Raw genomic sequence first — 14984 nt, forward strand, 5'->3', positions numbered from 1 at the left:
AATTAGCGGTCCACATCTGACATAACAAAATCGATACTGCCCAGATAAACAATCAGGTCAGACACCAAGCTGCCGCGGATCGCCGCCGGAATTTGCTGCAAATGCGCATAACTCGGCGTACGGATACGGGTGCGATAACTCATGGTGCTACCGTCGCTGGTCAGGTAGTAACTGTTGATCCCCTTGGTCGCCTCAATCATCTGGAAAGATTCATTGGCTGGCATCACCGGACCCCACGACACTTGCAGGAAGTGGGTGATCAGGGTTTCGATATGTTGCAACGTGCGCTCTTTCGGCGGCGGCGTGGTCAGCGGGTGATCCGCTTTGAACGGGCCTTCCGGCATGTTGTTGAGGCACTGCTCAAGAATGCGCAGACTCTGGCGCAGCTCTTCCACTTTCAGCATTACGCGGGTGTAGCAGTCAGAAACACCACCACCCACCGGGATTTCAAAGTCGAAGTTTTCATAGCCAGAATACGGACGCGCCTTACGCACGTCGAAGTCGATCCCGGTAGCACGCAGGCCCGCGCCAGTGGTGCCCCACTCCAGTGCCTCTTTCGCGCCATAGGCGGCAACGCCCTGGGAACGACCTTTCAGAATGGTATTTTGCAGCGCCGCTTTCTCGTAAGACGCCAGACGTTTCGGCATCCAGTCGAGGAACTCACGCAGCAGGCGATCCCAGCCGCGCGGCAGGTCGTGCGCTACGCCGCCAATACGGAACCACGCCGGGTGCATACGAAAACCCGTGATTGCTTCCACCAGATCGTAAATTTTCTGACGATCGGTAAAGGCGAAGAACACTGGCGTCATCGCGCCGACGTCCTGAATAAAGGTGGAGATATACAGCAGATGGCTGTTGATGCGGAACAGCTCAGAAAGCATTACGCGAATGACGTTAACGCGATCCGGCACGGTGATCCCGGCCAGTTTCTCTACCGCCAGCACGTAAGGCATTTCGTTAACGCAGCCGCCGAGGTATTCGATACGGTCGGTATACGGAATGTAGCTATGCCAGGACTGGCGTTCGCCCATTTTCTCCGCACCACGGTGGTGGTAGCCGATGTCTGGTACGCAGTCGACAATCTCTTCGCCATCGAGCTGCAAAACGATACGGAAAGCACCGTGCGCAGACGGGTGGTTCGGACCGAGGTTGAGGAACATGAAGTCCTCGTTTTCGGTGCCGCGCTTCATCCCCCACTCTTCCGGTTTGAAGGTCAGGGCTTCCATTTCCAGATCCTGTTTGGCTTTGGTCAGCTCAAACGGCGAGAATTCGGTAGCGCGTGCCGGGTAATCTTTACGCAGCGGATGACCTTTCCAGGTTTGCGGCATCATGATGCGGCGCAAATTAGGATGACCGTCGAAAGTAATGCCAAACAGATCCCAGGTTTCACGCTCATACCAGTTAGCGTTCGGGAACAGTTTGGTGAAGGTCGGTACGTGCAGGTCGTTTTCTGCCAGCGCCACCTTCAGCATGATGTCGCGGTTACGATCGATAGAAATCAGATGGTAGAAAACGGAAAAATCCGCGGCAGGTAACCCTTCGCGGTGTGTGCGCAGACGTTCGTCCATGCCGTGTAAGTCAAACAGCATGACGTAAGGTTTCGGCAATTTCTTTAAGAAATCACCCACTTCCAGTAATTGTTCACGCTTGATCCACACAACGGGAACCCCGGTGCGAGTCGCCTGAACAGTAAAGGCATCCGGCCCAAAACGGTTGCGCAGTTCGCCAATCACCGGATCATCAAGATGATCGCGGGTCTGCCAGGCGGGTTCTTGCGCGGTTAAGTCGGTCATATTGTTCACCATTGCAAATGGTCCGTGGTGACTGTCGGCGCAGTAAGCTTCGCGAAATAGATTTAGGAATAAGCGAAGAAAAATCCCTTTGCCGACAGGCGCAAATTAAATCTCGTCAGGTGTACGCAGGTTGGTTACGGCAATGCGTTCACCGCGCTTGCGTTCGCGCTCTGATTGCATATTGGCGCGATAAACGCCCTGATCGCCAACCACCCAGGAGAGCGGACGACGTTCTTTACCGATAGATTCCTGCAACAGCATCAGTGCCTGCATGTACGCTTCAGGACGCGGCGGGCAGCCCGGGATATACACATCAACCGGGATGAATTTATCAACGCCCTGCACAACGGAATAAATATCGTACATACCGCCAGAGTTGGCACAGGCACCCATTGAGATAACCCATTTTGGTTCCAGCATCTGGTCATACAGACGCTGAATAACCGGTGCCATTTTGGTAAAGCAGGTTCCTGCCACCACCATCAGGTCAGCCTGACGCGGCGAAGCACGCAATACTTCTGCGCCAAAACGCGCCACGTCATGCACCGCGGTAAACGAAGTCACCATCTCAACGTAACAGCAGGAAAGACCGAAGTTATACGGCCAAATTGAGTTTTTACGACCCCAGTTAACCATGTCATTGAGCTTGCCCATAAACACGTTTTTGTTAACTTCTTGCTCCAGAGGGTCGGTTACGATCTCCTGCTTTTGCAGGGGGTAACGGTCGTTCTCACCGTTGGGATCTATGCGGGTGAGCGTATAATCCATCTTAATGCCTCGCGGTTAGCGTTGACGATTAGCGATACTGTTCGTTTCCGGGTTCATACGCTCGCGGCGTGAACGCGCGGGCGTCCAGTCCAGCGCGCCAATACGCACCAGATAAACCAGACCTGCCAGTAACACAAAAATAAAAATTGCAGCTTCCACAAAGCCTACCCAGCCGCTTTCGCGGATAGAGGTTGACCATGCGAACAGATACAGCGCTTCAACGTCGAAGATAACGAAGAACATGGCCACCAGATAAAACTTGGCGGACAGGCGTAAGCGGGCGGAGCCGACCGAGTCGATACCGGATTCAAACGGAACGTTTTTCGACCTTGCGCGTGCGCGACCGCCTAAAAACCAACCGCCTACCAGCATCAGGCAACACAGGCCAATGGCAACGATAAGAAAGATAGCGAATGCCCAGTGATGAGCGATGACTTCAGTGGATGTTGACATACTCATTGCTTACTCATCAAAAGTAGCGCCAGATTCACTGCTCTTCACGGCAGATGGACGCCACATCGATTCATGGGGAGGAATAAAAAAAACCTTACAATCACTGTAGAAATTCTTTTATACAGCTAATTGATGTGGTCTTTTACTCCTTTTTATAACCTTTTGTCAACTTTAACAAAAGTTTCTTCACATTAGTTTACATAATATCAACACCATTAGCATTTAATGCCCTTTCACCCCAGATCCTTGACGACTCCAGGATAATTAGATGTTGTTGAATCGTGTCCGTTGTGAAGCAATGGAAAAAATACGGGTCTATTTTGACAGGAATTTGTGTCGATTCCTCCCCCCAAAAGAGAGTATTTTCTTGATCTGTGACACGCTTTTGTCATTCCATAACAAAAACGCAGCAACAAATTTACGTATTTTTTAACATCATTGTAGCAGGTGATTTTTTTCAGGCGATTATTTGTGCGTTCAGGACGTGAATCTCTGGTGATTGAAAAATGAACAGTTTTGTGCGTTCTGCACGATACGAGGAAGGCTTTTTACTAAAAAAAAGCCGCTGGGGTTTAAAATCCCTCCAGCGGCTCGTTTTTACACTATTGTTCCAGGAATTATCTATCGTCCGTCGATTACTCGATATCCCTTTCAATTAACAATGAGTCATCTCCTTCCGGAGCAGACATTGGGCTGTATTGCCACGGATTATGGTAGCTCTCCATCGCCTGATAGATCACCTGGGCCAGCTCATTATTACTGGACGGGTCATAGCACAGCAAATATTCGGTATCGGGTAGCGGCGGTAAGCCATCTACACCACTTAGGACACGCAGGTCCGGACTCATCATCTCGACCGGCCTTGCCGTCACGCCAAGACCGGCTTTCACTGCCGCACGAACGGCCGGAAGCGTCGAGGCGACATAAGCCAGTCGCCAGGGAATATCTGCTTTATTAAGCGTCGCCAGCACCATATCGCGAAACGGGCTAGGATCATCCAGCAATACAAGAGGGATCGGCTCGCCTTTTTGCAATACGTATTCCGCTGCGCAGTACCAGTGTGTTGGCGAGGTACGCAGGTTCAATGCCTTAAACGTTGAAGGACGATGGGTGGTTACCATCAAATCCACTTCCTGGGATTCCAGCATTTCTGCCATATAGGCATTACGTTTAACGCGGACATCCAGCGCTAGTTTCGGATAAACCGAACTCACGCGATTTAACAGGAAAGGTAAGATCGTATCGGCAGATTCATCTGAAGCACCGATAGTTAACACGCCCTGAAGATTACTGAACATTAATGATGAGCAGGCCTCATCATTAAAACGCAGAATTTTTCTGGCGTAACCAAGAAGTTGAATGCCATGTTCAGTTAACAGTTTGTTGCGACCGTGACGAGCGAACAGTTCTTTCCCAACGAGTTGTTCCAGACGCTGCATTTGCTGACTTACGGCGGACTGAGTACGACACACAGCGGCAGCTGCGGCAGCAAAAGTGTTCAGATCGGCAACAGCAACAAATGTTCTCAGCAGATCGAGGTCGAGGTTAATTATCGGACGATTTGCACTTATCATATATTATCACTTACTGGCGGCTCATACTGAGCTGGTTAATGCTGTGCACACACAAACAAGCAATTCCATTTGTAATGTGCCTCCCTGGCAGTTTCATCCGGAACCCGGACGAAAGTAAAAATGCATATGAGTTGCACTAAAAAAGCGACTCACATTGTTCCGTTATAATGCCTGAAGTAGATCACAGAATATATCTTCAGGAATCGCATATCTATTAAGTTACTCACTCTTTTGTATTTATGACATGCGCGTGTTTGTATAAATGTAAATGTGAGTCCTTGTTCCACTCTCGTGCAGCATCGCTGGTCATACGCGAACACGTACAAACAGCAATGGTGAGGCGGCATCAAGAGCAGGGATCCGTCATTTATGCGAGCATTTTACCCCAAAACCCTTTTATTTATAAGGGTCATTGCGAATTATCTGATGCAAAGTTATGTTATGTTAGGCAAAGTAATCTTCTATTATTAATAAGCACAACAAAACCTTTTTGAATATTAAATAATAATTAATTAGCATCATCCTCATACATTAATCCCGCTTAACAATAGTTTCACACCTTGCACCCATTACGACACATCGGAAATCATCACGCTGTTAAACTCTCCGTAATGCGGAAATATCATCATCACGATTCATTAGTGAATTCTTAAACGAGGCATTTTCAAACAATTATCTTACAGATAAAAAAACCACACTCACAATTAAGAATCAGAACAATTCACTACATAACATTAATTATTAAGCATATACACCTCATTATTTTGCCATTATTAAGTTATTAACAGCACAATCAAGCCTTCCACTCTGGCAAAATCTTATTCTGCAGACCTTCAAAACGCCGTCCTGGGGGAGTACATTGTTCTAAGCTGACTTCCACGGCAGGGAGTGGCGATAACAGCAAAAAAGGTCAAGATTCATGTCCCCCATTGAAAAATCCAGCAAATTAGAGAATGTCTGTTACGACATCCGTGGTCCGGTGCTGAAAGAAGCAAAACGCCTGGAAGAAGAAGGTAACAAGGTACTGAAACTGAACATCGGCAACCCTGCCCCGTTCGGTTTTGACGCGCCAGATGAAATCCTCGTTGACGTGATTCGCAACCTGCCTACCGCTCAAGGGTATTGCGATTCCAAAGGGCTTTACTCCGCGCGTAAAGCCATCATGCAGCACTACCAGGCTCGTGGCATGCGTGATGTTACCGTGGAAGATATTTACATCGGCAATGGTGTATCGGAGCTTATCGTTCAGGCAATGCAGGCATTGCTGAACAGCGGGGACGAAATGTTGGTTCCTGCACCTGATTACCCACTATGGACCGCGGCGGTTTCGCTCTCCAGCGGTAAAGCGGTGCATTATCTTTGCGATGAATCCTCTGACTGGTTCCCGGACCTTGATGATATTCGCGCTAAAATTACGCCTCGTACGCGTGGGATCGTTATTATCAACCCAAATAATCCAACCGGCGCGGTATATTCCAAAGAGCTTTTAATGGAGATAGTGGAGATTGCACGTCAGCATAATCTCATTATCTTCGCCGATGAAATTTATGACAAAATTCTCTACGACGACGCTGAGCATCACTCAATTGCGCCGTTGGCACCTGACCTGCTGACCATTACCTTTAACGGCCTGTCGAAAACATACCGCGTTGCAGGCTTCCGTCAGGGGTGGATGGTGTTGAACGGGCCGAAAAAACACGCCAAAGGCTACATCGAAGGTCTGGAAATGCTGGCTTCAATGCGCCTGTGTGCTAACGTTCCTGCGCAACACGCCATTCAGACCGCGCTGGGCGGTTATCAGAGCATCAGTGAATTTATTACCCCTGGCGGTCGTCTTTATGAGCAGCGTAACCGCGCATGGGAATTGATCAATGATATTCCGGGCGTTTCCTGCGTGAAACCTCGTGGTGCGCTGTACATGTTCCCGAAAATCGACGCCAAACGCTTTAATATTCACGACGATCAGAAAATGGTGCTGGATTTCCTGTTGCAGGAAAAAGTTCTGTTGGTGCAAGGGACGGCATTCAACTGGCCGTGGCCGGATCACTTCCGCATTGTCACGCTACCGCGTGTCGATGATATCGAGCTGTCTTTGAGTAAGTTCGCGCGTTTCCTTTCTGGTTATCATCAGCTGTAATCTTAATTTCACTGCCGGAGATTGCATCCGGCAGTGTTATCCCGCCACAATGACCTGATGATGTCATCATACGTAAGGTCACTATGAAACAGAGCCATTTTTTTGCCCATCTCTCCCGCCTGAAACTCATTAACCGCTGGCCGCTAATGCGCAACGTGCGGACGGAAAATGTGTCCGAACACAGTTTGCAGGTAGCGATGGTCGCCCATGCGCTGGCAGCTATCAAAAATCGGAAATTTGGCGGTAATGTCAACGCCGAACGTATCGCTTTACTGGCGATGTACCACGATGCCTCAGAAGTGCTCACCGGCGATCTCCCTACCCCGGTGAAATACTTCAATGCGCAAATCGCTCAGGAATACAAGGCTATTGAAAAAATCGCTCAGCAAAAACTGGTCGATATGGTTCCGGAAGAGCTGCGGGATATCTTTGCGCCGTTAATTGACGAGCATGCATATAGCGATGAAGAAAAATCGCTGGTGAAACAGGCGGATGCACTGTGTGCATATCTGAAATGTCTGGAGGAACTCGCGGCGGGAAATAATGAATTCTTGCTGGCAAAAACGCGACTGGAAGCGACGCTTGAAGCGCGTCGCAGCCAGGAGATGGACTACTTCATGGAAGTCTTTGTTCCCAGCTTCCATCTTTCGCTCGATGAGATTAGCCAGGATTCACCGCTGTAAGCAGCCGGAGTCTGCGTCGCATCAGGCAATAAGCGCCGGATGCGACATCAGCCTCTTGTCAAAACGGAAACAGCATCGGGATCATCACCACACAAACCGCCATCACGATAATGGTGAACGGTACCCCCAACTTCACAAAGTCACTGAAGCTGTAATTTCCCGGACCTAAAACCAGTGTGTTAACCGGTGAAGAAACCGGTGTCATAAAAGCGGCGGATGCTGCCATCGCCACGACCATCGCGAATGGGTAAGGCGACACACCCATCGTTTTGGCAGCAGCCAGCGCAATCGGAGCCATCAACACCGCCGTCGCGGTATTAGAAATAAATAGCCCAATAACCGCCGACAAGACAAACAAACACCCCAGCATCATATGTGGCCCATAACCGCCGCCAATGTCCATCAGCCCTTTCACCGCCAGCGCGACACCTCCCGTTTTCTGTAATGCCACAGCAAATGGCATCATCCCAACGATCAAAATAATGCTCGGCCAGTGAATGGATTTATAGGCGCTTTCAGCATCGATACAGCGGAATTTCCCCATCAGCAGGCAGGCGATGATAGCGGCAACAGGATTAGGGATTTCATCGGTTAGCATTAACGCCACCATTAGCACCAGGCAAAAAATGGCATGAGGTGCCTGGCTGTGTGCTGGCGATGCTTCACTCACTTCTTCTGGTAAGTTCAGCGCCACAAAGTCACGCCCCTGTTTTGCCAGCATACCGATCAGTTTCCAGTTACCCACAACCAGGATGATATCGCCCAGCAGCAGAGGCTCATCCGCCAGCGAACCTTCCATCGCCTCGCCATTGCGCTTTAGCCCCACCACATTCAGTCCGTAGCGGGTACGAAAACCAATTTCGCGCACCGATTTACCAATAAGTTCAGACTCAGGAATTAATGAAATCTCTGCCATGCCCACATCAAGTGCCTGGTCAGAAAAATACTCGCCGCGCAGTACCATCGGCTCCAGCAACTGCTCACTACAAAATTGTCGGAGATCGACATCAGCCGCAGACATATCAATAAGCAAAACGTCACGCGCGCGAAATTCAGAAACCCCATTAACGTTCACGATAACGCGACGAAAACGCCGCCAGCGTTCAACACCGATGACGTTAGCGCCATAACGCTCACGTAATTTGAGATCGTCCAGCCGTTGACCAATCATTGGCGAACCGGGGCGAATAGCCAGACGACGCGCACGCCCGGTCAGTCGATATTCACGGATAAGATCGCGAAAGGTTCGACGCGTCCAGCCTTCGCGCTGCGGGGTCTGGGTATCCCCTTTCAGCATGAAACGCATCACTAACATATACAAAATACCCAGCACCAGCACGACCAGGCCAATAGGTGTTACGCTAAAGAAACTGAAGCCGTGATAGCCTTCACGCAGCAATTCACTGTTGACTACCAGGTTCGGCGGTGTCGCCACCAGCGTCATCATGCCGCTAATCAGCCCGGCAAAACTCAACGGCATCATCAGGCGCGACGGCGAAGTTTGCATACGCATGGCAACGCTTAACACCACGGGAATAAAGATAGCGACAACGCCGGTTGAACTCATAAACGCGCCAAGCCCCGCGACGGTCAGCATCAACAAAACCAACATTTTGATTTCACTGTTGCCCGCCACTTTGACCAGCCATGTCCCCATTACAGTGGCAACACCGGTACGGACCAAACCATCGCCAATAATGAACAAGGCGGCAATCAGGACAACGTTAGGATCGGAAAAGCCGGAAAATACTTCGGGGACCGTCAGCGTTCCGCTTAATGCAAACGCGACAATAACAAACAAAGCGACCGCATCCATACGCACTCTGCCCGTCGCAAACAAGACGATGGCAACGGCCAGTAATGAAAGAACCCAAATCAATTCACCGTTCACAACTTATCCTTGTTAATTGAGGGGGATGACTTGATTCTGCCATAAAAAAGCCCCGACGAGACGGGGCTAAATCATGATCAGGTGTTTCACTGAATAATAACATCGCCATTTGGCTGTTTGGTCACAGTAATTTGCTCCAGACTGTGGAGGACCAAATCGACCTCATTCAGGCGCGGGGTATCTGCCGGAGCGTTAACCGCAATGACATGACACCCCGCCGCCAGGCCAGAAAGCACGCCAGCGGGAGCATCTTCCACCACTACACACTCCTGCGGCGCAAGCCCCAGCAGTTGCGCGCCTAGCAGATACGCATCAGGTTCTGGTTTTCCGCGCTTCACTCGCTCAGCGGTCACAAACACCTCTGGCGCGGGAAGCCCAGCTAATTTATGGCGCGCTCGCGCTACCGGCATGGAGCCAGAAGTCACAATGGCCCACGGAATACCTGCTTTATTCAAATGATTGAGTAAGGCGATTGCCCCCGGAAGCGCGGTAATACCCTCGGTTTCCGTGGCCTCGATTTGCTCCAGACGCGTAAACTCGGCGGCAATATCAGCCTCGGATTTGCCCGCCATAAAATGGCGCAGAGAGGTGATCGCCTGTTTACCGTGAATGAAAGCCAGCACCTCTTCCGGCGCTAACCCATGACGTCTGGCCCAGTTGCTCCACGCCCGCTCTACCGCAGGCAGGGAATCCACCAGCGTTCCATCAAGATCAAACAGAAAACCTTTGCACCGCACGCGGGCCTCCTCAGGCGTTGATAATTTGATTAATTTCGTTGGCGCTCAAATGGTACTGACGCGGGCAGGCATGCCACACATTAAGCATGCGCTGATATTTTTCCCACATTGGCGTCTGGGCGTTAAAACCGTGAGTTCCGGCGTCAAAATGGGTATAGCGCCCTTCCACATTAACCATAAAGCGGACATAACCGAGGTAACGTGCTTCAGTGGCGGCGTCAAAGCCGAGGAAGGTGACACGACGTTCATCGATGGATTGCTGGTCCTGCAAATTAGACCAGGAAACATGCAACGCATGATACATCTCCATAATGTCGATGATAGTGCGGCAGGTTTCTTCTTTCAGCTCGCCAAACTCGCGATCCAGTTCACGCATCTGTAATCCATAACCACGTTCAATGATTGTTTGCAGGCGACGGTAACGTTCAGCATTTGCCGGATCGAGCATAGTCATCATCTTGTACTGGTTAGACAAAATAAGACGTTGCGCGTTGGTCATTTCCATTGTTGACTCCTGTATCACTCTACTACGGTGAAAAAAAAGAAGGCTGAGTATGCCTTCTTTTATATGCGTAATCAGGGGTCAATTACAAATCATCAAGGAAAGTTTTATCCAGTTGTTTGAAGGCGCGCTTAAGCGTGTCAGCTAATGCCTGGTAATCAGGCTTGCCTTCAACGGGTGCCAACACCTGTCCAGACTCCTGTAATTTACCGCGAACTTCATAAAACCAGTTGAGGATAGCAGGGGGTAATGGCGTTACAGAACGCTTGCCCAGCCACCACAATCCCTGCATGGGTAAACTTAAGGCGAACAGCGCAGTGGCAACTGCCGGCCCAAGCTGACCGCCCAGGGCAATCTGCCAGCAGAGAGTAAATACGGCGATCGGCGGCATAAAACGGATCGCATAACGCGTCATCTTGATAACGCGATTTTCGACAAAGACTGGGGCAAGGCGTTTTTCCAGCGGCCACGTCTTTGAGTAATGCTGTCCCCGGCGAAACAAGCTAAAAAAATTAACAGAACGATTATCCGGCGTTGACATGCTTCACCTCAACTTCACATATAAAGATTCAAAAATTTGTGCAAATTCACAACTCAGCGGGACAACGTTCAAAACATTTTGTCTTCCATACCCACTATCAGGTATCCTTTAGCAGCCTGAAGGCCTAAGTAGTACATATTCATTGAGTCGTCAAATTCATATACATTATGCCATTGGCTGAAAATTACGCAAAATGGCATAGACTCAAGATATTTCTTCCATCATGCAAAAAAAATTTGCAGTGCATGATGTTAATCATAAATGTCGGTGTCATCATGCGCTACGCTCTATGGCTCCCTGACGTTTTTTTAGCCACGTATCAATTATAGGTACTTCCATGTCGAGTAAGTTAGTACTGGTTCTGAACTGCGGTAGTTCTTCACTGAAATTTGCAATCATCGATGCAGTAAATGGTGAAGAGTACCTTTCTGGTTTAGCCGAATGTTTCCACCTGCCCGAAGCACGTATCAAATGGAAAATGGACGGCAATAAACAGGAAGCGGCTTTAGGTGCAGGCGCCGCTCACAGCGAAGCGCTCAACTTTATCGTTAATACTATTCTGGCACAAAAACCAGAACTGTCTGCGCAGCTGACTGCTATCGGTCACCGTATCGTACACGGCGGCGAAAAGTATACCAGCTCCGTAGTGATCGATGAGTCTGTTATTCAGGGTATCAAAGATGCAGCTTCTTTTGCACCGCTGCACAACCCGGCTCACCTGATCGGTATCGAAGAAGCTCTGAAATCTTTCCCACAGCTGAAAGACAAAAACGTTGCTGTATTTGACACCGCGTTCCACCAGACTATGCCGGAAGAGTCTTACCTCTACGCCCTGCCGTACAACCTGTACAAAGAGCACGGCATCCGTCGTTACGGCGCGCACGGCACCAGCCACTTCTATGTAACCCAGGAAGCGGCAAAAATGCTGAACAAACCGGTAGAAGAACTGAACATCATCACCTGCCACCTGGGCAACGGTGGTTCCGTTTCTGCTATCCGCAACGGTAAATGCGTTGACACCTCTATGGGCCTGACCCCGCTGGAAGGTCTGGTCATGGGTACCCGTTCTGGTGATATCGATCCGGCGATCATCTTCCACCTGCACGACACCCTGGGCATGAGCGTTGACGCAATCAACAAACTGCTGACCAAAGAGTCTGGCCTGCTGGGTCTGACCGAAGTGACCAGCGACTGCCGCTATGTTGAAGACAACTACGCGACGAAAGAAGACGCGAAGCGCGCAATGGACGTTTACTGCCACCGCCTGGCGAAATACATCGGTGCCTACACTGCGCTGATGGATGGTCGTCTGGACGCTGTTGTATTCACCGGTGGTATCGGTGAAAATGCCGCGATGGTTCGTGAACTGTCTCTGGGCAAACTGGGCGTGCTGGGCTTTGAAGTTGATCATGAACGCAACCTGGCTGCACGTTTCGGCAAATCTGGTTTCATCAACAAAGAAGGTACCCGTCCTGCGGTGGTTATCCCAACCAACGAAGAACTGGTTATCGCGCAAGACGCGAGCCGCCTGACTGCCTGATTTCACACCGCCAGCTCAGCTGGCGGTGCTGTTTTGTAACCCGCCAAATCGGCGGTAACGAAAGAGGATAAACCGTGTCCCGTATTATTATGCTGATCCCTACCGGAACCAGCGTCGGTCTGACCAGCGTCAGCCTTGGCGTGATCCGTGCAATGGAACGCAAAGGCGTTCGTCTGAGCGTTTTCAAACCTATCGCTCAGCCGCGTACCGGTGGCGATGCGCCCGATCAGACTACGACTATCGTGCGTGCGAACTCTTCCACCACGACGGCCGCTGAACCGCTGAAAATGAGCTACGTTGAAGGTCTGCTTTCCAGCAATCAGAAAGATGTGCTGATGGAAGAGATCGTCGCGAACTACCACGCTAACACCAAAGACGCTGAAGTCGTTCTGGTTGAAGGTCTGGTCCCGACACGTAAACACCAGTTTGCCCAGTCTCTGAACTACGAAATCGCTAAAACGCTGAATGCGGAAATCGTCTTCGTTATGTCTCAGGGCACTGATACTCCGGAACAGTTGAAAGAGCGTATCGAACTGACTCGCAACAGCTTCGGCGGTGCAAAAAACACCAATATTACCGGCGTTATCGTTAACAAACTGAACGCTCCGGTTGATGAGCAGGGTCGTACCCGTCCGGATCTGTCCGAGATTTTTGACGACTCCACCAAAGCAAAAGTGAACAACGTTGATCCGGCGAAGCTGCAAGAATCCAGCCCGCTGCCGGTTCTCGGCGCTGTGCCGTGGAGCTTTGACCTGATCGCGACTCGTGCGATCGATATGGCTCGCCACCTGAATGCGACCATCATCAACGAAGGCGACATCAATACTCGCCGCGTTAAATCCGTCACTTTCTGCGCACGCAGCATTCCGCACATGCTGGAGCACTTCCGTGCCGGTTCTCTGCTGGTGACTTCCGCAGACCGCCCTGACGTGCTGGTTGCCGCTTGCCTGGCTGCCATGAACGGCGTAGAAATCGGTGCCCTGCTGCTGACTGGCGGCTACGAAATGGACGCGCGCATTTCTAAACTGTGCGAACGTGCTTTCGCTACTGGCCTGCCGGTATTTATGGTGAACACCAACACCTGGCAGACCTCTCTGAGCCTGCAGAGCTTCAACCTGGAAGTTCCGGTTGACGATCATGAGCGTATCGAGAAAGTTCAGGAATACGTGGCTAACTACATCAACGCTGACTGGATCGATTCTCTGACTGCCACTTCTGAGCGCAGCCGTCGTCTGTCTCCGCCAGCGTTCCGTTATCAGCTGACTGAACTTGCGCGCAAAGCGGGCAAACGTATCGTTCTGCCGGAAGGTGACGAACCGCGTACCGTTAAAGCAGCCGCTATCTGTGCTGAACGTGGTATCGCAACTTGCGTACTGCTGGGTAATCCGGCAGAGATCAACCGTGTTGCAGCCTCTCAGGGTGTAGAACTGGGTGCAGGCATTGAAATCGTTGATCCAGAAGTGGTTCGCGAAAACTATGTTGGTCGTCTGGTCGAACTGCGTAAGAACAAAGGCATGACCGAAACCGTTGCCCGCGAACAGCTGGAAGACAACGTGGTTCTCGGTACGCTGATGCTGGAACAAGATGAAGTTGATGGTCTGGTTTCCGGTGCTGTTCACACCACCGCAAACACCATCCGTCCGCCGCTGCAGCTGATCAAAACTGCACCGGGCAGCTCCCTGGTATCTTCCGTGTTCTTCATGCTGTTGCCGGAACAGGTTTACGTTTACGGTGACTGTGCGATCAACCCGGATCCGACTGCAGAACAGCTGGCAGAAATCGCGATTCAGTCCGCTGATTCCGCTGCGGCCTTCGGTATCGAACCGCGCGTTGCTATGCTCTCCTACTCCACCGGTACTTCTGGTGCTGGTAGCGACGTAGAAAAAGTTCGCGAAGCAACTCGTCTGGCGCAGGAAAAACGTCCTGATCTGATGATCGACGGTCCGCTGCAGTACGACGCTGCGGTAATGGCTGACGTTGCGAAATCCAAAGCACCGAACTCTCCGGTTGCAGGTCGCGCTACCGTGTTCATCTTCCCGGATCTGAACACCGGTAACACCACCTACAAAGCGGTACAGCGTTCTGCCGATCTGATCTCCATCGGGCCGATGCTGCAAGGTATGCGCAAACCGGTTAACGACCTGTCCCGTGGCGCACTGGTTGACGATATCGTCTACACCATCGCGCTGACTGCGATTCAGTCTGCACAGCAGCAGTAATCTCGTCATCATCCGCAGCTTTGCGCTGCGGATATCTGAACCGGAAATAGTCACTATTTCCGGTTTTTTATTCTCTTAATTTGCATTAATCCTTTCTGATTATCTTGCTTAACTGCGCTGCATCAATGAATTGCGCCATCTCACTT

At 50.6% G+C, this 14984-nt stretch carries 12 protein-coding genes; 4 read left to right on the forward strand and 8 right to left on the reverse strand.

The genetic code is table 11. The features are described 5' to 3' along the window. Window positions 1–2: 2 nt before the first annotated feature. From nuoC to lrhA, 4 genes are all read right to left on the reverse strand, one after another. Window positions 3–1805, reverse strand: a complete 1803-nt coding sequence (gene nuoC, locus ACJHYW_RS04230; RefSeq protein WP_000247878.1) for an NADH-quinone oxidoreductase subunit C/D — start codon at window positions 1803–1805, stop codon at window positions 3–5. A 93-nt stretch (window positions 1806–1898) separates the two neighbouring features. Next, the gene (gene nuoB / locus ACJHYW_RS04235) at window positions 1899–2561 is read right to left on the reverse strand and encodes an NADH-quinone oxidoreductase subunit NuoB (RefSeq protein WP_000386733.1); all 663 of its coding nucleotides are present in this window, start codon (window positions 2559–2561) and stop codon (window positions 1899–1901) included. Window positions 2562–2576: 15 nt separating this feature from the next. Next, on the reverse strand, window positions 2577–3020 hold the full coding sequence (gene nuoA, locus ACJHYW_RS04240) for an NADH-quinone oxidoreductase subunit NuoA (RefSeq protein ID WP_000062997.1): 444 nt from the start codon (window positions 3018–3020) through the stop codon (window positions 2577–2579). Between the two features lie 629 nt (window positions 3021–3649). After that, the gene (gene lrhA / locus ACJHYW_RS04245; RefSeq protein WP_000622290.1) at window positions 3650–4588 is read right to left on the reverse strand and encodes a transcriptional regulator LrhA; all 939 of its coding nucleotides are present in this window, start codon (window positions 4586–4588) and stop codon (window positions 3650–3652) included. Between the two features lie 919 nt (window positions 4589–5507). On the opposite strand from lrhA, the gene alaA reads away from it, so the two are divergent. Together alaA and yfbR are read left to right on the forward strand one after the other, a co-directional pair. Then, complete coding sequence (gene alaA, locus ACJHYW_RS04250; protein ID WP_000074527.1) at window positions 5508–6725, forward strand: alanine transaminase AlaA; 1218 nt, start codon at window positions 5508–5510, stop codon at window positions 6723–6725. A gap of 83 nt (window positions 6726–6808) precedes the next feature. Continuing rightward, the gene (gene yfbR / locus ACJHYW_RS04255) at window positions 6809–7408 is read left to right on the forward strand and encodes a 5'-deoxynucleotidase (RefSeq protein WP_000813851.1); all 600 of its coding nucleotides are present in this window, start codon (window positions 6809–6811) and stop codon (window positions 7406–7408) included. Window positions 7409–7466: 58 nt separating this feature from the next. On the opposite strand, the gene ACJHYW_RS04260 is transcribed toward yfbR, so the two are convergent. From ACJHYW_RS04260 to yfbV, 4 genes are all read right to left on the reverse strand, one after another. Next, complete coding sequence (locus tag ACJHYW_RS04260) at window positions 7467–9299, reverse strand: SLC13 family permease (RefSeq protein WP_001012889.1); 1833 nt, start codon at window positions 9297–9299, stop codon at window positions 7467–7469. An 86-nt stretch (window positions 9300–9385) separates the two neighbouring features. Then, window positions 9386–10036, reverse strand: coding sequence for a hexitol phosphatase HxpA (gene hxpA, locus ACJHYW_RS04265; protein WP_001203401.1), 651 nt, complete (start codon window positions 10034–10036; stop codon window positions 9386–9388). A gap of 10 nt (window positions 10037–10046) precedes the next feature. Beyond that, window positions 10047–10541: a YfbU family protein gene (locus ACJHYW_RS04270; RefSeq protein ID WP_000426124.1), complete on the reverse strand. Its 495-nt coding sequence runs from the start codon at window positions 10539–10541 to the stop codon at window positions 10047–10049. A gap of 82 nt (window positions 10542–10623) precedes the next feature. Further along, window positions 10624–11079, reverse strand: coding sequence for a terminus macrodomain insulation protein YfbV (gene yfbV, locus ACJHYW_RS04275; RefSeq protein ID WP_000106627.1), 456 nt, complete (start codon window positions 11077–11079; stop codon window positions 10624–10626). Between the two features lie 337 nt (window positions 11080–11416). Between yfbV and ackA the strand changes: the two genes are divergently transcribed. Together ackA and pta are read left to right on the forward strand one after the other, a co-directional pair. After that, window positions 11417–12619, forward strand: a complete 1203-nt coding sequence (gene ackA / locus ACJHYW_RS04280) for an acetate kinase (protein WP_000095707.1) — start codon at window positions 11417–11419, stop codon at window positions 12617–12619. Between the two features lie 74 nt (window positions 12620–12693). Continuing rightward, a complete protein-coding gene (pta, locus tag ACJHYW_RS04285; protein ID WP_000086732.1) occupies window positions 12694–14838 on the forward strand; it encodes a phosphate acetyltransferase in 2145 nt (714 codons plus the stop codon). The last annotated feature ends 146 nt before the right edge of the window (window positions 14839–14984 follow it).

Source organism: Escherichia sp. WS3063 (assembly GCF_046486595.1).
GTDB lineage: Bacteria > Pseudomonadota > Gammaproteobacteria > Enterobacterales > Enterobacteriaceae > Escherichia > Escherichia coli.